The sequence below is a fragment of the Aquimarina sp. BL5 genome, assembly GCF_003443675.1.
Lineage (GTDB): Bacteria > Bacteroidota > Bacteroidia > Flavobacteriales > Flavobacteriaceae > Aquimarina.
In genome coordinates this window covers 5,930,101-5,953,759 of sequence record NZ_CP031963.1, presented here as the reverse complement: position 1 = coordinate 5,953,759, position 23,659 = coordinate 5,930,101, and the positions used below count along the sequence as shown (strand labels likewise).

Annotated in this window: 21 protein-coding genes; 10 read left to right on the top strand and 11 right to left on the bottom strand. The window is 32.5% G+C overall.

Features of this window, described 5'->3' with window-relative positions; all coding sequences use genetic code 11:
- Nucleotides 1-69: 69 nt before the first annotated feature.
- Together D1818_RS25025 and D1818_RS25020 are read left to right on the top strand one after the other, a co-directional pair.
- Nucleotides 70-450, top strand: coding sequence for a RidA family protein (locus D1818_RS25025; protein WP_118463280.1), 381 nt, complete (start codon nt 70-72; stop codon nt 448-450).
- Between the two features lie 67 nt (nt 451-517).
- Entirely contained in the window at nt 518-1,078 is a 561-nt protein-coding gene (locus tag D1818_RS25020; protein ID WP_233558549.1) for a hypothetical protein, read from the top strand.
- Nucleotides 1,079-1,081: 3 nt separating this feature from the next.
- Here the strand turns inward: D1818_RS25020 and D1818_RS25015 are convergent, their stop codons facing one another.
- The 3 genes from D1818_RS25015 to D1818_RS25005 are packed head-to-tail and all read right to left on the bottom strand — an operon-like array spanning nt 1,082 to nt 6,892.
- Nucleotides 1,082-1,444, bottom strand: coding sequence for a methylglyoxal synthase (locus tag D1818_RS25015; RefSeq protein WP_108803185.1), 363 nt, complete (start codon nt 1,442-1,444; stop codon nt 1,082-1,084).
- Nucleotides 1,445-1,452: 8 nt separating this feature from the next.
- Nucleotides 1,453-2,439: a 6-phosphofructokinase gene (pfkA, locus tag D1818_RS25010; RefSeq protein ID WP_118463277.1), complete on the bottom strand. Its 987-nt coding sequence runs from the start codon at nt 2,437-2,439 to the stop codon at nt 1,453-1,455.
- Between the two features lie 25 nt (nt 2,440-2,464).
- Nucleotides 2,465-6,892, bottom strand: a complete 4,428-nt coding sequence (locus D1818_RS25005) for a translocation/assembly module TamB domain-containing protein (RefSeq protein WP_233558548.1) — start codon at nt 6,890-6,892, stop codon at nt 2,465-2,467.
- Between the two features lie 81 nt (nt 6,893-6,973).
- On the opposite strand from D1818_RS25005, the gene tsaD reads away from it, so the two are divergent.
- From tsaD to D1818_RS24990, 3 genes are all read left to right on the top strand, one after another.
- Complete coding sequence (tsaD, locus tag D1818_RS25000) at nt 6,974-7,996, top strand: tRNA (adenosine(37)-N6)-threonylcarbamoyltransferase complex transferase subunit TsaD (RefSeq protein WP_118463270.1); 1,023 nt, start codon at nt 6,974-6,976, stop codon at nt 7,994-7,996.
- Between the two features lie 91 nt (nt 7,997-8,087).
- The gene (locus tag D1818_RS24995; RefSeq protein WP_118463267.1) at nt 8,088-8,792 is read left to right on the top strand and encodes a 16S rRNA (uracil(1498)-N(3))-methyltransferase; all 705 of its coding nucleotides are present in this window, start codon (nt 8,088-8,090) and stop codon (nt 8,790-8,792) included.
- Nucleotides 8,793-9,244: 452 nt separating this feature from the next.
- Nucleotides 9,245-11,308, top strand: coding sequence for a lamin tail domain-containing protein (locus D1818_RS24990; RefSeq protein ID WP_118463264.1), 2,064 nt, complete (start codon nt 9,245-9,247; stop codon nt 11,306-11,308).
- A gap of 84 nt (nt 11,309-11,392) precedes the next feature.
- Here the strand turns inward: D1818_RS24990 and D1818_RS24985 are convergent, their stop codons facing one another.
- From D1818_RS24985 to D1818_RS24955, 7 genes are all read right to left on the bottom strand, one after another.
- Nucleotides 11,393-12,130: a hypothetical protein gene (locus tag D1818_RS24985; protein WP_118463261.1), complete on the bottom strand. Its 738-nt coding sequence runs from the start codon at nt 12,128-12,130 to the stop codon at nt 11,393-11,395.
- A gap of 57 nt (nt 12,131-12,187) precedes the next feature.
- Nucleotides 12,188-12,955: a CDP-alcohol phosphatidyltransferase family protein gene (locus D1818_RS24980; RefSeq protein WP_118463259.1), complete on the bottom strand. Its 768-nt coding sequence runs from the start codon at nt 12,953-12,955 to the stop codon at nt 12,188-12,190.
- 53 nt (nt 12,956-13,008) lie between these two features.
- Nucleotides 13,009-13,590, bottom strand: a complete 582-nt coding sequence (locus D1818_RS24975; protein WP_118463256.1) for a DJ-1/PfpI family protein — start codon at nt 13,588-13,590, stop codon at nt 13,009-13,011.
- Nucleotides 13,591-13,637: 47 nt separating this feature from the next.
- Nucleotides 13,638-14,015 (bottom strand): nuclear transport factor 2 family protein, encoded by a 378-nt coding sequence (locus D1818_RS24970; RefSeq protein WP_118463253.1) that lies wholly within the window; start codon nt 14,013-14,015, stop codon nt 13,638-13,640.
- Between the two features lie 40 nt (nt 14,016-14,055).
- The gene (locus D1818_RS24965) at nt 14,056-15,885 is read right to left on the bottom strand and encodes a DUF885 family protein (RefSeq protein WP_118463251.1); all 1,830 of its coding nucleotides are present in this window, start codon (nt 15,883-15,885) and stop codon (nt 14,056-14,058) included.
- A gap of 277 nt (nt 15,886-16,162) precedes the next feature.
- Nucleotides 16,163-17,827, bottom strand: a complete 1,665-nt coding sequence (locus D1818_RS24960) for a DUF4832 domain-containing protein (RefSeq protein WP_118463249.1) — start codon at nt 17,825-17,827, stop codon at nt 16,163-16,165.
- A 296-nt stretch (nt 17,828-18,123) separates the two neighbouring features.
- Nucleotides 18,124-18,843 carry a thioredoxin family protein gene (locus D1818_RS24955; RefSeq protein ID WP_118463246.1) on the bottom strand — a complete coding sequence of 240 codons (720 nt, stop codon included), beginning with the start codon at nt 18,841-18,843 and terminating at the stop codon, nt 18,124-18,126.
- Nucleotides 18,844-18,886: 43 nt separating this feature from the next.
- Here D1818_RS24955 and D1818_RS24950 point away from each other — a divergent pair, with 43 nt between their 5' ends.
- The 5 genes from D1818_RS24950 to D1818_RS24925 all read left to right on the top strand — a co-directional run bounded on the left by D1818_RS24950 (nt 18,887) and on the right by D1818_RS24925 (nt 23,119).
- Nucleotides 18,887-19,534: a DUF4159 domain-containing protein gene (locus D1818_RS24950; RefSeq protein ID WP_118464127.1), complete on the top strand. Its 648-nt coding sequence runs from the start codon at nt 18,887-18,889 to the stop codon at nt 19,532-19,534.
- 4 nt (nt 19,535-19,538) lie between these two features.
- On the top strand, nt 19,539-20,057 hold the full coding sequence (locus D1818_RS24945) for a TrmH family RNA methyltransferase (protein WP_118463243.1): 519 nt from the start codon (nt 19,539-19,541) through the stop codon (nt 20,055-20,057).
- A gap of 104 nt (nt 20,058-20,161) precedes the next feature.
- Nucleotides 20,162-21,250 carry an AI-2E family transporter gene (locus D1818_RS24935; RefSeq protein WP_118463240.1) on the top strand — a complete coding sequence of 363 codons (1,089 nt, stop codon included), beginning with the start codon at nt 20,162-20,164 and terminating at the stop codon, nt 21,248-21,250.
- Nucleotides 21,251-21,279: 29 nt separating this feature from the next.
- Nucleotides 21,280-21,870 (top strand): GrpB family protein, encoded by a 591-nt coding sequence (locus D1818_RS24930; RefSeq protein WP_118463237.1) that lies wholly within the window; start codon nt 21,280-21,282, stop codon nt 21,868-21,870.
- A gap of 55 nt (nt 21,871-21,925) precedes the next feature.
- A complete protein-coding gene (locus tag D1818_RS24925; protein ID WP_118463234.1) occupies nt 21,926-23,119 on the top strand; it encodes a class I SAM-dependent methyltransferase in 1,194 nt (397 codons plus the stop codon).
- Between the two features lie 59 nt (nt 23,120-23,178).
- On the opposite strand, the gene D1818_RS24920 is transcribed toward D1818_RS24925, so the two are convergent.
- Nucleotides 23,179-23,652, bottom strand: coding sequence for a hypothetical protein (locus D1818_RS24920; RefSeq protein ID WP_118463231.1), 474 nt, complete (start codon nt 23,650-23,652; stop codon nt 23,179-23,181).
- Nucleotides 23,653-23,659: the final 7 nt, after the last annotated feature.

Genomic DNA, 23,659 nt, shown 5'->3' with positions numbered 1-23,659 from the left:
AGGAAGAGAGGCTGAAGAATTTATAATTAGTTTACAAAATCAAATAAACAATAATACTTTTTACACATCATGAAAAAAATTATAACTACTTCTAAAGCTCCAGCTCCAATAGGACCTTACAATCAAGCTATTCTTAACGGAAATACACTATACACTTCTGGACAAATTGCTATCAATCCAGAAACTGGTGAACTAGTTATGGATGATATAAAAACGGAAGCTGAACAAGTGATGCAAAATCTTAAGGCAATTTTGGACGAAGTAAACATGACTTTCGAAAATGTTATTAAAACTACTATTTTCTTGAGTGATATGAATAATTTTTCAAAAGTAAATGAAATATACGGAAACTATTTTGATGAAGACACTGCGCCAGCTAGAGAAACGGTAGCAGTTGCTGCTTTACCAAAATTTGTAAATGTAGAAATCTCTGTGATTGCTGTTAAATAAGTTATCATTTAAAAAAACACACTATAAAACTCAAGTAAATTTTACTTGAGTTTTTTTATTTTTAATCATGCTTGACTTTACAATTAGTTCAGAAGATAGTTTATCCAAAATAATTACAGAAAAAGGAATCACCTCTTGGTCTGAACTCATTACCTATGTAAAAAATATACCTTATGGCAGAAACTCCAATAGAACTGATAATTCATTAGTTATTACGGAAAACAAAGGAACTTGTAGCTCTAAACACGCTTTGTTAAAAACGATTGCCGATTTAAATGGAATGAATGATATTGAGCTCATTATCGGAGTGTACAAAATGAATGTTACTAATACTCCTAAAATAGGAAATGCACTTCGAAGTAATAATCTGAAATATATTCCAGAAGCACATTGTTATTTAAGATATAAGGACGTAACAATTGATGCTACCTCAAATTCATCGGATTTTGAAAGAATTAGAAATGATGTTATGATGGAAAAAAACATACAACCAAATCAGGTAGGAAGCTATAAAGTGAAATACCATCAAGATTTCATCCATGAATGGATTCTATCGAAAAAGCTTAATTTTTCATTTAGTGAGATATGGAAAATTAGGGAACAGTGTATTCATAATTTATCTCAGTAGTTTTTACAACCCTTTGAGCAACAATTGCGCAGTTGCGGGATTAGTCGCTAAGGGCACATCATAAACATCACATAACCTCATCAACATAAAAATATCAGGTTCGTGAGGATGTTTTGCTAATGGGTCTCTAAAAAAAATAACCATATCCACTCTTTTTTCAGCAACACCTGCTGCAATTTGCGCATCTCCTCCTAGAGGGCCCGATAGTAGTGCTTCTACATCAAAACCAGCTCGTTTTGCTTTCTCCCCAGTCGTTCCTGTAGAAATAAGTGATATATTCTTAGATTGTAAGATTTCTTGATGCTCATTCAGAAACTGAACCATTTCTGCTTTCTTACCATCGTGTGCTATAATTGCTATTGTAATCATTATATCTATACTGAAAGAATATCCGAAATACGGAGTAATTCTTTATTTATACTATGATCTTCTTTTAATCCTTCATCAAAATTAGTTGCTACGATCTTATTGTTAAGTACTCCAACCATTACATTCTCCTCTCCGTCTAACAACAATTCTACCGCCTTTACACAAAGTCGACTTGCCAATGTCCTATCAAAACAAGAAGGAGAACCTCCCCGCTGCATATGCCCTAGAACAGTTACTCTTACATCATAATCAGGTAAATTATCAGTAACATAATCTGCAAGTTCATATACATTCTTTCCAATTTTATCACCTTCACAAACAACTACAATACTCGAAGATTTACCAGAACGTTTACTTCGTTTTAAAGACTCTAACAACCTATCTAATCCAAGATCTTCTTCTGGAATTAGTATTTCCTCTGCTCCAGCTCCTACTCCACTATTTAACGCTATAAATCCAGCATCGCGTCCCATCACTTCTATAAAAAACAAGCGATCATGGGAACTAGCGGTATCTCTAATCTTATCAATCGATTCTACAACAGTATTAAGCGCAGTATCATACCCTATTGTAAAATTAGTACCTGCAATATCATTATCAATGGTTCCAGGAACACCTATAATAGGAATATCGTGCTCTTTACTAAATATTTCACCACCTCTAAAAGTACCATCTCCACCAATTAATATCATGGCGTCGACTTCATTTTTTTTAAGATTTTCTGCTGCTTTTTTTCTTCCTTCTACTGTCATAAACTCTTTAGATCGAGCTGATTTAAGGATTGTCCCTCCTGCACTTATTATATTACGCACACTTCTAGCATTCAGCTCACAGTAATCATTTTCTATCATTCCTTGATAGCCCCGATAAAAACCAATACATTTTACATTGTAATATGAACAGGAACGAGCAACTGCACGTATAGCGGCATTCATCCCAGGAGAATCCCCGCCAGATGTCATTACTCCGATAGTTTTAATTTGTCTAGCCATTTATTGCGTGTAAAATTTAATCAAATTACTTATTCTTGTCCGTAAAATTAATGAATTCTGGCGTGTCTATTTTGGTTGTATCCTGAGTTTTTACAACCAAAGTATCTTTTTCCTTTTTAGAATTAAAAACCTTTTGCCAAAGTTCATTGAAATTATTGAAATCCACCGAGTAAGATAGTCCCAAACCTTGTTTATATCCTTGAGACTCTCCAATAAACTGAATCTCATTCTGACGATTAAAAATCTTTCCTTTCAATGTTCCCTCTTCATTAAACAAATATTCTACTTCTACATCACCTGTTACTACAGATTCACTTACGCCACCTATAGGAACTCCTACTCTACCATTAATAAGAATTTTATTATTGATCTGAGTCGATACCGTAACTCCAAATTGGTCTGCAGCCTCTTGATCAATGTTTCTATTTCCCTGAACATAGTTCACACCAACTCTAAACTTATCATCATCACCAGAAAATATACCATTTACCAATCCTGCTGCACGCTCCACTAGATTTCCTGTTATAAAAGTCGGATCTAAATTTCCACTATAAAACTGCCCTTGGGTAACTAATGATAAGGCCTGTAGTTCTTTTGTTGCTTGGTCTTCTAATTGATATTCTAATTCACTCTTAGCAACAGAGCTTAGATTTGGTAATTCTATATTGAAGTTAAGATCAGGTTGTATTAATTCTCCATTTAAATCAACTACTACTTCTACTGGAATTTTTCGATTGACCGTAGCATTCTCTAATAATACTGCAGGATTCGCTTCGGTTTTATATACGGCACTTAAATTAAGTTTCGCTCTAGTTGGACTACCATCCCAGTTGATACTCCCTCCTGATCTTACTGTAAAATCTTTACCAACTAATGCGCCATATCTAAAATTATAACTTCCTTCATATGCTACAAAATCCCCCCACATATTAAACTTACCGTTCGTATTTATCTCAATAAGCAATGTACCTGCACCACGCCCTTTTAAAGAACTACCTGTTTTTTTATCTACAACTACTTCTACCAAAGCGTTATCATTTACATCGAGATCAAAATTAAGTTCTAACCCTTTGATTTCTTTTAGTATGATTTCTTTACCTTCTAAACGTGCTTTCTTTTCTTCTAGGGTTAAAAAATGGATATAGGAGTTATCACCAATCGATTCGGATTCATTTAATGGGATTTTAAAAACAGTTCCTTTTTCTGTCGTGGCATTCACATTAATAACTAAACCGTCCGTAGGTCCTTCAATTGTTGCATCTCCACTAATGAAACCTGTTCCATAATACAAGGACTCTTCATCCTCTTCTGTATCCAATACCAATAATCTTTCATTAGCAGTTAGCTTGAGTCCCAATTCCCATTTAGAAAAGCGCTGATGTCCGATGAATCCTCCTAAAATTCCTCTGGTATCATATTTTGTATCTGTAATATCTATATCATCAAAGTTAAAACGCTGTTCGTTTAAGATAATTCTGGAATCGTTATCAAAATCAAGGTCCACGTTTAGGTATGGAATTTTTAACCCCGCTTGATTTAATTTTAAAACTCCATCGATAGAAGGATTTACGTAATTCCCAGTCACCTTTGCATTACCTGTTACCAATCCTCTAAGGTCTGATATCACAATTCCACCCAAAGCACTAAATCCAGACATATCTAACTGATCCAAACTTACATCTATATTCATATCTGGATTATTATTAGAAACATCAATGGATCCTATTGCAGAAAGTATTTTTTGATCGTTCTTATTCACCAACCTGGTATTTACATTGTATTGAGTAAGCGACTCATTACCAGAAACATTCACCCTAAGCTCACCTAAATCTGAATCATTTACAGCCAAATCATTAATAATTACTGTGGAACTTGGAAAATAGACTCCCTTGTCCTGAAGTATCGTTAAATCTCCATCTACTATCCCTGATAATTTTAGGTTCTCTATATAGGGTGTAATTTTGTTTAAATCTACATCCTCGAAGGTTGCTTTGATATCTTTATTACTTTTACCTTCCATAACACCAGAAACACTTATTTGTTCTTCTTCGTGCCTTAGAAGGATGGATCGAATATCAATATTTTGAAAATTATTATCAAAAACTATTTTATTACTATTTTTACTTCTATTGGGATTTGCATACCAGGTATATCCTTTAAAAGTAAAGTCAGATTTTTTAAATCCTAGAACAGAATTATTATCTTCATTAATCGTATGATAAAACTCCAAGTTGTAATCATCCACATTATTCTTGCCTCCTTTAAACTCTGATCGCATAAATAACGTATCTTTTAACGTCACATTAATCAAACTAAATTCGGATACATCATAATACTTCGTATCGATACTATCAATAGCTACATAAGTATTAAATAAGGGGTTCTTATTATCAACTTGTATATCTACTTCTTTCATTAAGTTATCAAATGCCTTAATCGACGGAGACTTGAAAGTTAACTTAAATTCAGAATCGTTACTTTCTACTTTACCTTTGATAAATGTATTAGGTGCGAATTCAATTTCTGGAAAAAATACATCCACAATTTTATTATAAATTTTGAAATTAAATTCCATGAATTCATTATCAGTGATCTCGGTAGGTTCAAAATTTGCATATAAACTACCTATAGAATTACGAAACAAATCATATACATTCTCGAATCTAAAAACTCCTTTAACACTCCCATCAATAATGTCGGGACTATTCACAGTTATAGTTCTTACGTTCTGATTGTCAAAACTAGAAGTGATCTCAAAATCGTCAAAGTAATAACTTGCATTTGGGTTTTTGTATAATGTTTTTTCGAAAGAAATTGTACCAAAAGCGTCATTAATTCCGGTTCCTTTCATTTTCATCATTACGTCACCATTAAAGATAGACATACTATCTCTGGTAAAAATATTTAGCTGTTTTAAATCAATATGATCCACATTTGCTGTAAAATCATAATTATTGATTTCCTTTGATAAATCAGCTACTCCGTTGAAAGTGAATTTTACATTGGGGTCATCAGAAATTAGTTTCCCATCAAAAACCGGATCTTTTAGATTCCCGAATACATTTAAGTTAGTGTAAGAATATCCATTAAATTCTAACTTTCTTATATCTCCTTCTAATTTCGTATCAAGATTTTTCAAAGTAAACCCACTTCCATCAACATGAATATCGAAAGCCGCATTTCCTAATCTTGATTTACCTAATAATTGTCCTATATTAAAATTATTAGAAATCACATTCCCATTGTAAGTTGCTTCTTTTACATTATCAAGATTTCCTAGTAAAACAAACGCATTGATCTTTCCTAATTGAGAATAGAAATTCATGTCTACATCGACATCCTTAATAGTTACAATCGTAGTACCTACACCTTTTACACTTCCTAATTGATATAGTTGTTTTGGCAAAGACTCTCCTAAAATTCCTGGTAATAAATTAACAAGGTCATAATAGTTAGTCGTTAAGTTCTTTAAATCACCATCTAATCGAAATTTTGATGCATTTGTTACTGCATTTCGTATTCTAATATCTCCTTGAATTATAGACCGATCTAATCCTGTAATGTTTGAGTTTAGTACTTTAAAATCATTAAGCGTACCTTTTACGTTCGTATTTTTAATAATCAGATCTTCGTCGTTACCAAATTCTTTATAAAAAGGTATTAAATCATTCGTAGAAATAGTCGCTTTTGTAAAATCAGCATCAATATTGACACTATTCTCAAAATCTACGAGCCCTCCCCTTTCATACGAAAACACAATTTCTCCTTCGATTTTAGAATCGACAGTTTCTATTAACAACTCACGAAATTTCATTTCGGTAGGTGTAATCGAAAATCCAGTTTTTAGATTAGAAACATTCAGCCCTCTATGGTCTTTGAATGAAAGCATATTGGTTGTAATATAGAAATCTTCTCCATCCACTTTTAAGCTTTCTGCTTCTAAAGTAATATCCCTTAGTACAACAATTCTGGGGGTGTTTAGATTTTCATCTATATAACTAAACTTACTATCCTCCATAGTAACATTTCCAGTAGTCAATAAAAACTTTGTATTCGATGTAGAAGTTTTACCTGTATTAAATTTTCTGATAAACGTCATTAAGTTATCACTACTCTCATCCTTGTACATTTTCATTCTAAATGTGAGATCATTTATAGCAACATCTCCTAGTTCCGGCTGACCCTTAGTAATTTCTCTAATATTCAGAATTGAAGTAGCGATACTTTTAGCATATAACAAAGTATCCTGATGATGATCTTTTACAAAAATTTCTTTAAGATTAACATCTCCCGAATATGTAAGTCCTACGCGACCTATGTTTATATCTACGCCATATTCTTTATTAAGATACGTTGTGATTTTTCTACCAAAAAAAGTTTGAACTGCAGGAATGGAAAATAAGATCACCAGTAGTACAAATAGCGAAATAAGGGTAAGTAAAACCCTCTTCAATATTTTCCCGAATTTTTTGATACGTTTTATTGTTTTAACTTTGCAGACAATATTAACAATTTCTATGCCCTTTTCCTCATAATGAGCTCACAAAATGTATACATCTTAGGTATTGAATCTTCTTGCGATGATACCTCTGCCTCCATATTATGCAACGGTAGAGTATTATCAAATGTTGTAGCCACCCAAAAAATTCACGAACAATACGGCGGAGTAGTTCCTGAATTAGCTTCTAGAGCACATCAACAAAACATTGTCCCTGTAATTGATCAAGCTATAAAACAAGCGAATATTGACACCTCTGACCTAAGTGCTATTGCCTTTACAAGCGGTCCTGGTTTAATGGGATCTTTGCTCGTTGGTACTTCATTTGCCAAGTCATTAGCATTAGCATTGGACATTCCTCTAATTGATGTTAATCACATGCAGGCACATATTCTGGCACATTTTATAGATGAAGACGAATTTGAAAAACCTGATTTTCCATTCCTTGCTTTGACGATTAGCGGTGGTCACACCCAGATCGTAAAAGTCAATGACCATTTTGATATGGAAATTATTGGAGAAACTATCGATGATGCCGTAGGAGAAGCCTTTGATAAAAGTGCAAAAATATTAGGCCTTCCTTATCCTGGTGGACCTTTAGTCGATAAATATGCACAATCCGGAAACCCTAAGGCATTTCCATTCACAAAACCACGTGTTGATGGATTGAATTTTAGTTTTAGCGGACTTAAAACTGGAGTGTTATATTTTGTTCAAAAGCAGGTAAAGGAAAATCCTAATTTTATTAATGAAAACCTAGAAGATGTTTGTGCATCTATTCAATATACAATTATTAATATCTTAATTGATAAGCTAAAAAAAGCATCCAAAGAGACTGGAATAAAATCTATTGCCATTGGTGGTGGTGTTTCTGCCAACTCTGGGATCCGAAAAGCATTGAAAGAAGGAGAACATAAATATGGTTGGAAGACTTTTGTACCAAAATTTGAATACACCACGGATAATGCCGCCATGATCGGGATCGTTGGGTATCTAAAATATCTTAAAAAAGATTTTACTGATATGAGTGTTGTGGCCAAGGCCAGAATTAAGTTTTAATTTAGTAGTAAGTATTAAGTAGCAGAAAACTGAAATGATACTACTTAACTAGTTTTAATCCAATATACAATTAGTAATCGTCTATTATAATATGCAATTATTCTATAGCAAAGATATTACAGAAACTATTGATGAATTCGAGTTCTCTAGAGAAGAAAGTAAACATATTTCTAAAGTATTACGAAAAAAGGAAGGTGACACTCTGCAGATCACAAATGGATCAGGGTTACTTTGCAAAGGAGTAATAACTTTTTCTAGCCCTAATAAATGTATTATACAACTAGAACATAAAGAACTCAAAACTCCTAAAAACTATCGATTACATCTTGCAGTTGCACCAACTAAAATGAACGATCGATATGAATGGTTTTTGGAAAAAGCCACCGAAATTGGAATTGATGAAATCACACCAATCATTTGTGATCATAGTGAGAGAAAAGTTGTAAAACTAGAACGTTTTGAACGTATTTTACAAAGTGCAATGAAACAGTCTTTACAAAATTATTTACCAAAATTGAATCCTGCCATTTCATTTTCGGATTTTATTCAAAAAGAAAACAAGGATCAATTGCTTATGGCACATTGTGAGGAAACAAAAAAGCAATCATTAAAAGATATATTGATCCTAAAAAACAGTACTACCATATTAATTGGTCCTGAAGGTGATTTTTCTACTAAAGAGATTGAAAAGGCAATAAAAACTGGTTATAAACCAGTTACTTTAGGAGAAACTAGACTGAGAACAGAAACTGCTGCTATTGTTGCTGTTCATAGTATTGCTTTTCTGAACTCGTAATGAGATAATTTGGTGTCTTTATCATTATTACCAATAAAAATAGAGTATTAAAAATTAGGCCCTTAACATGTATCTTTACGCCTTTTGATGGTTATTCGTAAATTGATGACACTACAGAACCTGCCCCTCAGTTACATCAGTTAATACCATTATCTGTCTAAAGTTTATCAATGAATTCATTATTTCAGTGCAAGATATTAATGGATTACCAATTGGTGGTTTCTAAGAATAATTTTAATGCCTTTTTACATCAATTAAGTCAATTAATTATTTTTAAGGTGTTTCCTTAGCAATCGATGTTTCTTCCGAATAAACTATTAACTTTAGCTTACAAAAGTAAAATTATTGTTACGTAATAATTAAGGTTGATAAATTACTAAAACCTATGGTTTTACCCTTCTTATTTCTTCGTATATTTAACGCTCAATTTTCACTCAATTATAATTACTATTATGAAAAAACTTTATTTTTTACTTTTTACTATTACACTCTCTTTAGCTTCTTATGGTCAAAACCCCATAATAACTGCTATTGTGGATGGAGATTGTTCTGGAGGAAATCCGAAATTATTAGAGATTTATGCTGACGGAATGGTTGATTTTTCTTTATACTCTTTAGAAAATCAAATTAATGCTGGTACAACTTGGGGAAACACTCAGGATCTTTCTGGACTTGGAACAGTAACAGACGGGTTTGTTTATATCACTACTACGGGAAGCGCAACTAGTATTACTTCAGAATTCCCCTCATTGGCTACTGCTAATATTATTACCTCTAATACTATAAACCTTAATGGAGATGATAGAGTTAGAATTATATTAAATAGTTCTGGTGCAACGGTAGATCAATACGGTGTAGATGGTACAGATGGAACTGGTGCTACTTGGGAATATGCGGATTCTTATGCTAAACGAGTTGATGGAACAGGGCCTGATGCTGGCTTTATAGAAGTAAACTGGACGATACCTGGAGTAAGAACTTTAAACAATCTTGGAACTTGTCAAGGTGGCGCAGATACATTTGAAACACTTATCGGTGGTATCGGTACATATACAACTACTGTGTCTACAACACCTACAATAAATGTTGGTGGTGCAGTTTCAGGGTTAGATTATTTTGAAGCAAATGGTCCTTCTAATGAGGGTACGTTTACAGTTTCTGCTTTAAACTTAACCACAGATCTTACAGTAACTGCTCCAATGAATTTTGAAGTATCACTAACTACAGGAACTGGTTTTGGATCTTCCGTTGCAATTACTCCTAACATGGGAACAATCGCAACTACTACAATTTTTGTACGTTTAGCGGCTGGTTTAACATCTAATTCTTATATGGGAGATGCTACTGCATCATCTACAGGAGCCGCTGATCAAACTGTGGCATTAAGCGGAACTGTTTCTCCGGCTGATCCTCAATTTACAATTACTGGATTTATTGGTGATTTTTCATATTTTGAAGGAGCAGGTCCTTCTGCTGAAGACAGTTTTAATGTAGAAGGTTTATTCCTTACTAATGACATTACTGTAACTGCACCAATGAATTTTGAAGTTTCGCTAACTACAGGAACTGGTTTTGGATCTTCTGTTTCTATTATGCCAACTACGGGAACTGTAAATAATACTGAAATTTTCGTAAGAATGGTATCTGGTCTTACTGCTAATTCATATACAGGAGACATTACAGTATCTTCAACTGGCGTAGCAATGGATGAAACCATTGGATTAAGTGGTACAGTATCTCCGGTTGCGACATGTGCAAACGTTGGTGATATTATCATTACAGAAGTGATGCAAAACCCATCAGCTGCTGGAAATGATCCTAATGGAGAATATTTTGAGCTATATAATACCACAGGAAGTCCAATTGATATACAAAGTTGGATCATTAAAGATGAAACTTCTACTACAGAAACACATGTTATAGCATCATCAGTAGTTGTTCCAGCAATGGGATATGTGTTGTTAGCTAATGAAGCAACTCCAAATGGAGGAATTACACCGGATTATACTTATGATGTAGTTTCTCTAGGAAATTCCACAGATGGGCTTATTATAGAATGTAGTTCTACAATTATAGATCAGGTTATTTGGGATAATGGCGCTACGTTTCCTGATCCTACAGGAGCGAGTATGGAATTATCCATTAACGATTTAAATAGTACCGCTAATGATGATGGTGCTAATTGGGCCGAAGCTATTACTTCATTTGGTAGTGGTGATCTAGGTACTCCTGGTGCTGCTAATGATAATGCAAGTACACTATCGGTTGATTCATTTGATGAACCTACAAATAACTTCGCTATATCTCCTAACCCAACAAATACAGGTTTTGTAAATATTACTACAAAATCAAATACTACTGTTAATGTTAGCATTTTTGATATGTTAGGGAAACAAGTTATTTCTAAAACTTTAAATGATACTCGTTTAAATGTATCAGATCTAAATACTGGTATTTATATCGTGAAATTAGATCAAAATGGCACATCAGTTACTAAGAAATTAGTGATCAAATAAGCTTTAAATTATACTAATTAAAAAGAGCATTATCAACAATGATAATGCTCTTTTTAGATTCTAAGTTTTAGTATTAAAGTAAATCTACATATAACTGATCCAAATATTTTCTTCTCTATATTCTCCGAAATCATCTTCTATATTGATAGTCACTAAATTCAGAGCTTCCTGTACTCTGTATCCGCCTGATCTATTGATTTCTTTCTTCAATAGGCCTTCCCAGAAATTAATATCACCGATTATATTCATAGAGTTTTCACAAACCTTAATAATCTCTGCTCCACTTTTCATATGAGTTCTTATCCAAGGATCCATAATTTCACCATTCTCCTTTAAATTCATATAATCCTTCATCTTCATCTCAGGATACTTATATTTTAGAATAGGTCGTATGGGAATTATAAAATTCTTAAACCCTAAATTTTCTTTAACTTTTTTACCATTTTCAATTAATAACTTACTATATCCTTTTCTGAGATAGCCCTTAGCAACTATAATTTGCAACCCTCCCAAGCTATTTGGCTCTATTTCATTTTCGAAATCATTGATTCCCTTTTTCAATAGCCAATCCCATCCTTCATTAGGCAATTCACTTAATGGTTGATCCCAAAATAATGGTATCGCATTCATAAAACCGATTAAATTATTATCGTCACTCACTATGAATAATTGGGTCTGCGGAAAGTACTTCTCTAGCCTACTCCAATACTTTTTAGTGACTTGAGAATTTAGAATAACATCAGGGAAGGCCAAGTTTATTCCGTTTCTGTATTGACCTATAAGACGATCATCTAAATCAGAAAATGTTAGATATTTAATCAAGGTAGCTATTTTATTTGTTATAAAAACGAGTAAGTACTCCTCTTCAAAAGATAATATTCATTTCAAAACAAATCTTCGAATCCCAATGAAAACAAGTATTAAAATCGAGTATCCTATAAAAAAAGGTATTACGTATTTTTCTAAATCAAGTAATAGCATTATTGCCATAAACAATAACTGAAACCCAAGACCAAAAACAGATATCAATGTCATAAACCATTTTGGAAAAGGCTTGCTATTATTTGCATCCTTATCAAGAAAGTATATTGTTTTATCAAAAACTATATAAAGGATATCATAAATTCTATAAAAGATATTTACCGTACGTTGTTTCTCTCCTTCCATTGCTGTAGGCGCTGTATCTTCAAATACTCTACTAGTAGCATCTCCTTTTACAGTATTTCTTAAGATCACATAATAATAATTATAAACTGTTCCTTGTAATTGAATTCCAATAAAGGCGAATAACATAAGAATAATAGAACTATCTGTGATATACCAAAACGTAAGTAAAAATAAAAAGTTTAAAATAATATCAGCTATGGAATCATAATAACGACCTGTATAAGAAGGCGTGCATTTTATTCTTGCCAATTCACCATCTGCAGCATCCAAAATAGACTTTAAAATCAAGAAAAGTGCGGCTGCAGCATTATATGAATATAACATACAAACAATTGCCATAATACCTGAAACAATAAACAAAGTAGTCACATGAATGGGTGTCAATCTCGTATTTTTCAATGAATCAGCGATCCAATGTCCTGGAGATCTCCCATAATCGGATACATCTAAAAATTGATACTGTTTTGGTAATTTAGCCATATATGTAATTTGTGTTTTTTTTGGTGCAAAGAATCTTATCAAATTATTATTCGCTAATGTATTGTAATTTTGAATTCTTTTGGATGATAATCCATTACTTTTCTTATATCTTCAGCTTTCTCATCTCCAATCAACTTTTTACATATGTACAATCCAAGATCTAAGGATGAAGCTACTGCTCCAGCTGTAATTACATTATTATCATCTACAATTCTACTATCCAAAACTGTATCGCAATATTTCTCTAGTGATTGATATTCATTAAAATTTGTTGTTGCCATTTTTCCTTTGAGAAATCCTGCAGCTCCTAATAACAAACTTCCCGTACAAATTGAAACTAAATACTTAACTCCATTTGCTGTTTGTAACCAATCTATAAATTCTTTATCGTATTGTAATGCTCTGGTTCCAAAACCTCCAGGAACTATTACCATATCATAATCAGACAAATCAGGTTTTATTTTATCAACTACAATTTCTAACCCAAAACTATCCTTAATGGTTGTGTTTGTTGCACATAAATCCCAATCTAAATGTTCGATGTGTTTTTTTGTTTTTATGTTTTTTATTGGATCATAAATCCCTATAAAATCTAAAAGCGTTATTTCATCAAAAAGTATATAGGCTATTCTCATCTTTCCAGCTTATTGTTATCTAAAAGATTGACATCAACTCTTTGATATTAATACATTTTATTAGTATTGGCTGATTTTCTTGGAATCTGTTGTATTGCATCCCAATGCTCGCATATTTTCCCCTGCGCATCAAAACGAAAAAAGTCCATAGTAACGTATTCATCATTTCCAGGCCAAGTCTGATGCGTATGAAGAGACACCAAATTTCCCTCTGCAATGCACCTTACAAATTCAATTGATTTATCGGGATACTCCTTTTGCATCCTTTCAAAATAGGAAACGAAACCTTCGATGCCATCAGCTACATCAGGATTGTGCTGGATATACTGATTACCAAGATATTTTTGCACGGCCTCTCTAGGGTTCCCTTCATATGCCATTTTATAAAAAGCGATAGCCTTCTTTTTATTTTCTGCTAGGTTCATAAACTTTAATTATAATTTATTTTTCACATAGTCCAAACTATCATTTTTTCTTTTGAACGCTCTCAATATATGCATCAATAATCTCTTCTAAAATATCCAAGGGAACTGCTCCGTTTTTCAAAACCGCATTGTGAAAATCTCTTAAGTCAAAACGATCGCCTAGCTTTTTCTTTGCTTTTTCTCTAAGTTCTAATATTTTAAGCATCCCAATCTTATATGCACAGGCTTGTCCCGGCCAAACAATATATCGTTCAATTTCTGTAGTAACCTCTGTTGTGGTCATCCCTGTATTTTGTACCATATAATTAATTGCTTGTTCTCTTGTCCATTTTTTATGATGAATACCTGTATCTACGACAAGTCGAACCGCTCTAAACATCTCTGCCTGTAACCTTCCTAAATTTCCAAAAGGGTCATTTTTATAAAAACCTAACTCCCAAGCCAATTGTTCGGAATACAACGCCCATCCTTCTATGTAGGATGTAAAAAGACCTATAGTTCTAAAAATGGGAACTCCTTCTAGTTCTGATTGAATCGCAATTTGAAAATGATGCCCCGGCACTCCTTCGTGATAGGCTAGTGTTTTCATCCCAAATTTTACAGATTCGTGAACGTTTCTAAGGTTTGCATAAAATACACCTCCACGAGAACCGTCCATAGCGGGTCTGTTATAATATGCACCCGCTGATCCTTCTTCTTTAAATTCCGGAACTCGTTTTACCTCAAGACCAGCTTTTGGTCTTATATCGAATGCATCGTCAAGACCTGCACTAATTTCGGATAGTATACGATCATATTCATCGAGTACCATTTGTCTTCCTTCATCATTATTTGGAAAAAGAAAACGTTCTTCTTTATTTAATTCCTGGATGATAGCACCCAACGTTTTTGTAGAGTCAATATATCCTTCTGCAGAAAGAATTTCTTGCATTTCACTTTTTATCCTAGCTACTTCTGATAATCCAATTTGATGCACTTCTTCGGGATCAAGATCTGTCGTGGTACGCTGCTTTAACTGATATCTATAATACGCTTCTCCTTCCGGTAATTTCCAAACTCCATCATCTGTTTTAGCCTTTCCTTTAAGCTGTTCGAAATACGCAATGAGTTTTTTATAAGCCCCAAAAACAGTCGTTTCTATTTCCTCTTCGACTCGTTTTTTTAGAGTATCTTTTTCTTCTTGAGACAGCTCTTCTAATTTGTCAATTTTAGTTTCGAAATTAGTATATAGAATGTTTGATTTTTTCTCACCAATAAAACCTTTCATTTCGTCTAATACACGATCCGTAACAAACTTTGGAGGAATAACACCTTTATCCTCTCTTATCTTTAAGCTCTCTATTAATTGATCAAACTTAGTATCAAAAAGAGATAATCGTGTGATATACGCTTCGGCATCGCTTTTATCTCTAAGCTTATGCGAATTTTCCATCAAGCTTGGTAATGAACTCTGTATACCTCCCATTTGATTAACAGGATAATCGTGATAGAAAAATTGCTCACCATCCACTAACCCTTCCAGATAAAATCCTAAAATCTTAGTGTTCAATTGATTCGGTTCTGATTGGTTTTCAAAATCATAACTTTGTAAAGTTTTATAGTCTTCTTTCATTTTATTGAAAGTTTCCCATTGCTTCGCATCAGAAATATCATCTAATTCATCCTTAGACCAGTCATAGATAACAGGAATTCCCATCGAAGTGGTAAGTTCAGGGCTATCTAAAGCCAGTTCTAAAAATACTTTGTCATAAAAATGATTGATATTAAAAGGTCGAAACCAGATAAGATTAACAAGCCAAAGTAATCCCAAAACCAAAATGATAAGTAAAGTTCTTGAGGTCCAAAATTTCCATGTACGTTTTTTAGCCATGATGAATGATTTATGTGTGAATATGATTGATTGTCACCGTGGGATGATACGCTAAGATAGCGAATGTAGAAGGAAATAATTATTTATAATATTCCGATTCGCTTTTTAAAAAATACGCTGTTCAAATATTAATAGGATATTATGGGTGTCAAGCACCAAAAATTCCTTTTTGAGTATAATAATGAGGGATATTTATGTCATTTATAGTTTTTATAAGTGTTTCCGGTTAACTTATATAAAATAGACTTTTAATCAACACATTATTTCTTCTCTTACATTATTGCTTTACAAATTTATAAGTTGATAATTTATTGTTATCTAAACATATAAAGTATACTCCATTAGGTAATTTAGAAATGTCCAATTTATGATTATTAGAAATCAACACTTCTTTAACTACTTTTCCAACAGTATTATAGATTTTAACTTTTTCTTTATCAGAGTTTTTTAATTGAATTGTAATAAAATCCGATGCTGGATTTGGGTACATAAATAGGTATTCATTAAGTGAGAAATCTGCAATGCTAAGTGTCGTTAAATTTATGGTTTGCAGTAAATCATTATATCCTGTTACGGAATCCCAAGTACCTGAATTAGCAAATTGTATACTATAATCGGGATTTGTTTCTAATAAAGTTTCATTATCAGGCATCCAAAGATATAATTGAAATGTTCCAGATAATTGAAAATCGAAATTTTGAGTAATGGAAACAGTAGTTTCCCAGGTTCTAATATCCGTATTGATTAATTCTTTTGTAATGGCATTTGTGGCGGTATTCTTTATAACTAGATAAACGTTTCTTTGTTTAAAAGGTCTTGCAAAACCAGTATTGGATATACTCAAAGTCAAATCAAAACCTGTATCATCTAATGTTACTGTAGATGAATTTAACACAAATCTATAGCCTACGTTTTTTAAAATATCGTTATAGTGATTTGAGCTAATTACCTGATCCCAAAAAGGTGTATAGTAATCTCTATTAATAGTCGTCCAATTAGTTAAATCTAATTCATTTATAGCATTTTCTCCCGTGGTTCTAAAACCATTATCGCAAGGACTCAATCCATTAGTTTCTCCTGTCATAGGTAAATACTTGGTTTCATTCGAGATATAATTGTAATCCGTTGTACCTATAGGATTCTCACATTGACTGGATATAGAATACGTTCCTTGATCACCCCAATCATTCAGAAAAGCATCATTAAAGAAACCGATTCTGGCATTAGCAGTATTTTTATAAGCAGTTTGTTCGGTTAGTTGCGAAACCCCGTACATGTTGGTTTTAATTCCTGCATATCGAACTTGAATCGGAACTTCTATAGGCGTAGCGGTTAACATGGCATCAATAATTTCCTTACGATTGGCCCATTGCGCTGTAGAGATGTTACCATCTGTACCAAATTCTGTCGAATTGGTATAATACCATTCTCCCCAAGTACCGATAAAACCTGCTTGATGAGAAAAAATGACATCTTTGTTAGCATTTAATATTGGTGATAGTTGAGAGATGTGAGTTAGTATTTGAGATTTTATAGGCTGTTGCGCATCTGTTCCTTGGGCATTAGAATAAGAAAAACGTACTATAATTTTAAAGCCTGCTTCCCTTACATTATCAAAATCGTTTTGTATGTTATTCAAAAAAGTAGTGTTAATATCTGAATTCAAAAAAGCATCTAGAAGAAAATATCGATACACGACAGTCACTTTATCCGAACTACTTTTCCAGCTATTCAATGTAGAAACAGGTAAATTATTTGCTCCAGATGTGATTGCATAGTCACTAGAGGTTATAGAATATTTTTGTAAACCTCTTTCAGGATTTGCAATAATATTGGTGGATTCTGTATAGTTTACTGTTTGTGCTACTAATGAAATTTGACATACTATAAAAAATAGCAATGCAATTGACTTTCTCAAATTTGTTGTCTTATAAGTTTTCATAGTGGTTATTTTTTGAAAGCATTTATAAAATCCTGAATAAGCTTAAGTGTTGTTGCTAAAATTCATGCTCTATTCATTAGCTTAACGAATTAATATACTTTTTTGTATAAAATTATATGACCATTATTAAAAATAGGGACACAGTAGTTTAAAGCGTATTGCACAATAGTAGTAATAGATAAAAATGAACTAACATTTTTGTGTAACGCTATTTTAGGAAGAGACAAACTATAAACTAAAAAAAACACAACAATGATTGTTGTGTTTTTTTTAGTTTAAACACTTGGGAAATTTAATTAGATATTTATTTTGGTGGCTCCAGTAGTCTTTAATTTGTCATTTTGTGTATAGGCGATGATAGATAATTCATCGCTATTACCTATCCAATCAGGAATAGATAAAGTGATCAACCCAGATTCTTCTTCTTTAACCAAACGATCAACAACAATATTAGCGTTTTTAAGGGTTCTGTTTCGATTCTCTCCTCTACTGATTTTTGTTGTTCGTTCTGATATGACTAATGCAAAAGTAACTTGATCAAATGTCAAACCTTTTATATTATATCCCATTACAATCTGATCATCTTCTTTTTTCAAATCAGTAAGTTTTATAGTATTGGTAGTTTTAGATTTTGAATAGTTTCTTATCGCTGCTAATGCTTTAGTACTATTAGATCCTGTAAAATGCTCACTGCCATTAACTACTAATTGCGGTGTATAAATAGATCGGCTATTAAATTGTATAGCATAATCCCTTTGGTAATCGCTAAATGTTTCATCACTGAAAGGATCTCTCCAACCTAATCGGTTCCAGTAATCCACATGATAGGATAAAACAAAAACATTATCATCTTTATATTTATCTTTAATAGTATCGAGTAATTCATCAGCTGGAGGACAACTGCTACACCCCTGTGAGGTAAATAATTCCATTACCACAATTGCTTCACGATTATCCTGAGCAGTAATCAATCCGGAAATTGTGATCGTTAATAGTATAAAAAGGTTTCTTATCATCTCGTTTATTTTAGTACTTTTAAAGTCTATTATTTAGACGATGATGATCACAAAACTTACAGGTTTTATTTGCCTCTTATTATTTTCTGGAACCATAGCAGCTCAGGATATTGCAGTATTACAATATAATGGTGGTGGTGATTGGTATAGTAATCCTACTGCATTACCTAATCTAATTAGCTACTGCAACCAAAATATTCGCACAGCGATGAGTCCTAAACCTAAAACTGTAAAACCTGAAAGTGTAGACATTTTTCAGTATCCGTATATCCATATGACTGGTCACGGAAATGTTTTTTTTACAGAACAAGATGCAGAGAATTTGAGAAACTACTTATTAAGCGGTGGTTTTTTGCATATTGATGATAATTACGGTATGGAGCCTTATGTCAAAAAAGAATTGATTAAAATATTTCCTGATAAAGAGTTAGTAGAGCTACCTGTTTCTCATCCTATTTTTTCTTCGAAATATAAATTCCCAAAAGGGTTGCCAAAAATACATGAACATGACGGAGAACGTCCACAAGCATTAGGAATTACTCACAAAGGAAGGTTGGTATTGTTATTTACCTTCGAAAGTGATCTGGGTGATGGTTGGGAAAACCCGGAAATTCATAATGATCCAGAAGAAGTTCGTCAAAAAGCACTAAAAATGGGGGCGAATATAATCAAGTATGCTTTTGAGAATTAAATAAATGACAGCGCAATTACATCACGAGAACACTCTTTTTGTCAAAAAACAATTTCCTATCACTTTGGTTTGTGACCGCGTTAATGCTCCTGCAAATATTGGTAGTATTTTTAGAATTGCCGATAGTTTTGGAATCGAAAAAATATATTTCTGTGGAGAAGACATCACAGTGATTAGCAAACGAATGCAACGTACCGCTAGAGCTACTCATGAGATGATCCCTTACGAACAAGAAGATCAGATTCTACCAGTTATAGATAAATTACAATCTGAAGGATATAAGATCATCGGATTAGAAATTACAAAAAATAGTGTTCCAGTATCAGAAATAGATTTTTCTGCCAATGATAAAATTGCCCTTATTATAGGGGATGAAAGTCAAGGTATTTCTGAAGAGGCATTAACTAAAACAACAAAAAGTATACACATAAATATGTATGGTACTAATAGCAGTATGAATGTCGCTACAGCTACTGGAATTGCGCTATATGAAATTACCAAACAGTTGATGGTTGATGGTTGATGGTTGATGGTTGATGGTTGATGGTTGATGGTTGATGGTTGATGGTTGATGAAAATTATTATTTAAATTTTAAAAACTAAGATTTCTACAAAAAATAGTTGCTTATGAGTTCTAAAACAATCGCTTATGGTATTCTGAGAGCAATAGCAATCCTTGTTGGTGTGCTGGTGTTACTCTGGTTTTTATATAAAATACAGTCCATCTTACTTTATATCACCTTTGCAGCTGTTATTTCATTGATGGGAAGACCGTTAGTACAATTCTTAAAAAGAAGATTAAAGTTTAATAATACTCTTGCCGTAATGTTTGCCTTATTCATTACGATTGGATTGTTTCTTAGTTTGTTTTTATTATTCGTTCCTATTGTTACAGAACAAGGACAACTGATTGGATCCATCGACATTAATGAAGTTGGTGATGATCTCGACCGTTTAAATCAGGAGATCAGTGATTACTTTAATGTCGAAAAACTAAACTTCATAGAATTGATAAAGCAAACGGATTTGATGCAATTTTTTGACCTTAAGGCAATACCAGATGCTATCAATACTTTCTTAAGTGGTTTTGGCGCAGTATTGATTGGGTTGTTTTCAGTATTATTTATTTCTTTTTTTTTACTGAAGGATAGTAAATTATTAGAAAATAGCTTGCTTGTTTTCGCAAAGAAAGAAAATGAAACCAGGTTTATGCGGGCTTTCACTAAAATCAAGGACCTATTATCTCGCTATTTCGTTGGTTTATTGCTTCAGATATTGATTCTATTTATATTATACACTATCCTGTTATTAATTTTTGGAGTCCACAATGCGATTGCTGTGGCTTTAATTGCAGCTATCTTTAACCTCATCCCATATGTAGGTCCATTATTTGGTGGAGCCTTAGTATTGATATTAGCAACAACTAGTAATTTAGGGTATGATTTTCAATCTGTAATTTTACCAAAATTGACATATATTTTGATTGGTTACATTGTAATTCAATTGATTGATAATTTTCTAAATCAACCTTTGATTTTTGGGAATAGTGTAAAATCACATCCTTTAGAAATTTTCCTAGCTATTCTTATTTTTGGAGCCTTATTCGGGATTGGTGGATTAATCGTAGCTGTACCCTTTTATACGGCTATTAAGGTAATTGCCAAAGAATTTTTATCCGAGTATAAAATTGTGAAACAATTGACTAAAGAACTATAATCACCAATTACATACAAAATACTTCAAACATGAAGAAAACACTCTATGATTTAACCAAAGAAGAATGGAATACTTTATTCCCAATCCAATTAGTTGACCATAACCCAGCTTGGAAAGGTGTTTTCATGCAAGAAAAGCAACTTATATTAGATACTATATCAACAGAAGCAATCCTACAAATTGAACATTTTGGAAGTACTTCGATTCCTACTATCAAATCCAAACCCTATATAGATATTATAATCGAAACTCCAGAGGAATTACTTTTTGATGATACCATTATCAAACAATTTAAAAAAATTGGATATACTTATTTCTTAGTGCCAAAAAGAGAGCTATTTGATGCTTATATGAGTTTTGGAAAAGGGTATAAACTTGATGGTACTAAAGAGCAAATTTTTCATATCCATATGTGCCCAAAAAATAATCTAATGTGGGAACAAGTAAAGTTTAGAGATTATCTGATCAGTCATCCCAAAAGGGCTATGGAATATGAAAAACTAAAAATAAAATTAGCTGCAAAACATAAAAATGATAGAGGTGGTTATGTTTTATCAAAAACAAATTTTATTAATGAAACTTTAGAATTAATAGAAAACACTTCGACAAGCTCAGTGTGACAAATACATTTCAAAAACTGGTATCTCTAGAATATTTAATACCGACATCAAAAGATTGAACACCGAAATCCTACATACAGAAATACAAGAATATATCTTTAAAAAATCTGACGAGAACATAGATCTGACAAAGTTGATACTCTCAGGAAGCCCTTTTGAACATATAACTGTTCAGGAATTGGCGCAACAGATCAGCGGAAGATTAAAAGCTAAAAATAAATTACCTCTATGGCATCAAACAAAAGGTATTTATTATCCTCCTACCCTTAATTTAGAACAAACCTCATCTGAGGCTACGGCGATTTATAAAAGTGAGTTAGTTTCTTGTGATACATTAATAGACCTTACAGGTGGTTTCGGAATTGATGATTATTATTTTTCTAAAAAAGTAAAGCGTGTTATTCATTGTGAGTTACATCCATTATTAAGCGAAATTACATCTCATAATTTTCAGGTTTTAGGCGCCAATAATATAGAAACACATGCTGGTGATGGATTGAAAATCCTAAAAAACAATGAAGAAATCGATTGGATTTACATCGATCCATCTAGAAGACACGATAGTAAAGGAAAAGTTTTCTTTCTGGAAGATTGCCTACCAAATGTACCATCCAATCTGGATTTATTATTTTCAAAAAGCAAAAATATTCTTATTAAAACTTCTCCGCTGCTTGACATCCATTCTGGACTAAAATCATTGCAGTTCGTAAAAGAAATCCACGTAGTTGCACTAAATAATGAAGTAAAGGAACTGCTTTGGATTCTGGAAAAGGAAACTAAAAAAGACACTATCATCCACACGATCAATCTGGTAAAAGATAAAAATATACCATTTTCCTTTTCATTAAAGGAAGAAAGTAATTTTTTACCAAAACTTTCTTTACCAAAAAAATATATTTACGAACCTAATGCTGCCATTATGAAAGCAGGAGGTTTTTGTAGTATCTCAAAGGCTTATGAACTAGAAAAACTCCATAATCATTCTCATTTATATACTTCGGATCAGAACATAGAATTTCCCGGAAGAAAATTTGAAGTGATTTCGGTACTACCCTATCAGAAACAAATTATTAAAAAAGAAAAAATTACAAAAGCCAATATCACCACACGTAATTTTCCTGAAACTGTTTCTGCTATTCGTAAAAAGTTTAAGATTAAAGAAGGTGGTGAAACTTATTTATTTTTTACAACAAACCTTCTAGACGAGAAAATAGTTTTAGTATGTAAAAAAATTCGGGTCAACATTTAAAACTAATTTAAATGTGACCCGAATTCGAAATTTATATTTTATCCATCATATAGGCAATCCTATTTAGAATCTGATGGTTGCTCGATCATAAAGAAATTTTTATTAATAGTTTTTACCTCATAATCTTTATTTTCTACAGAATATCTTAGCTCTTCACCTTTTACCATAATTACAAATCCCTCGTCAGTAGGCATCATTTTAAAATCTTTATCTGCATCTTTTAAGTATGAAATCTGAATAGTATTATCAAAAGAATTATCAACCTGATCGTCAATCGTAATCACCTTAGTAATTCTTTCTTGTGTGTCTACTCTATCTTGATTCAATTTATATTTGTCTTCTTTTTCTAATTTAATAGGATCTATTTCTTTGTTCCAGATGGTGATTTCGTAAGGAATGGTTGTATTTCCTCTCTCTAATTCATAAGTTTTTACAATTGTTTCTTTAGTTACCTCCATATTATGCTCTTGTGCAGTTGCAAATGCAAAGGTGAATAATAAGGCTACAAATGGTATTTTATTTAAAATTTTCATGTTTATA

Bases quoted from the DNA above. Each gene is read 5' to 3' on its own strand.
- D1818_RS25025 (WP_118463280.1), top strand. From the start codon at position 70: ATGAAAAAAATTATAACTACTTCTAAAGCTCCAGCTCCAATAGGACCT.
- D1818_RS25020 (WP_233558549.1), top strand. From the start codon at position 518: ATGCTTGACTTTACAATTAGTTCAGAAGATAGTTTATCCAAAATAATT.
- pfkA (WP_118463277.1), bottom strand. From the start codon at position 2,439: ATGGCTAGACAAATTAAAACTATCGGAGTAATGACATCTGGCGGGGAT.
- tsaD (WP_118463270.1), top strand. From the start codon at position 6,974: ATGAGCTCACAAAATGTATACATCTTAGGTATTGAATCTTCTTGCGAT.
- D1818_RS24995 (WP_118463267.1), top strand. From the start codon at position 8,088: ATGCAATTATTCTATAGCAAAGATATTACAGAAACTATTGATGAATTC.
- D1818_RS24990 (WP_118463264.1), top strand. From the start codon at position 9,245: ATGAAAAAACTTTATTTTTTACTTTTTACTATTACACTCTCTTTAGCT.
- D1818_RS24980 (WP_118463259.1), bottom strand. From the start codon at position 12,955: ATGGCTAAATTACCAAAACAGTATCAATTTTTAGATGTATCCGATTAT.
- D1818_RS24975 (WP_118463256.1), bottom strand. From the start codon at position 13,590: ATGAGAATAGCCTATATACTTTTTGATGAAATAACGCTTTTAGATTTT.
- D1818_RS24970 (WP_118463253.1), bottom strand. From the start codon at position 14,015: ATGAACCTAGCAGAAAATAAAAAGAAGGCTATCGCTTTTTATAAAATG.
- D1818_RS24965 (WP_118463251.1), bottom strand. From the start codon at position 15,885: ATGGCTAAAAAACGTACATGGAAATTTTGGACCTCAAGAACTTTACTT.
- D1818_RS24960 (WP_118463249.1), bottom strand. From the start codon at position 17,827: ATGAAAACTTATAAGACAACAAATTTGAGAAAGTCAATTGCATTGCTA.
- D1818_RS24955 (WP_118463246.1), bottom strand. From the start codon at position 18,843: ATGATAAGAAACCTTTTTATACTATTAACGATCACAATTTCCGGATTG.
- D1818_RS24950 (WP_118464127.1), top strand. From the start codon at position 18,887: ATGATCACAAAACTTACAGGTTTTATTTGCCTCTTATTATTTTCTGGA.
- D1818_RS24945 (WP_118463243.1), top strand. From the start codon at position 19,539: ATGACAGCGCAATTACATCACGAGAACACTCTTTTTGTCAAAAAACAA.
- D1818_RS24935 (WP_118463240.1), top strand. From the start codon at position 20,162: ATGAGTTCTAAAACAATCGCTTATGGTATTCTGAGAGCAATAGCAATC.
- D1818_RS24930 (WP_118463237.1), top strand. From the start codon at position 21,280: ATGAAGAAAACACTCTATGATTTAACCAAAGAAGAATGGAATACTTTA.
- D1818_RS24920 (WP_118463231.1), bottom strand. From the start codon at position 23,652: ATGAAAATTTTAAATAAAATACCATTTGTAGCCTTATTATTCACCTTT.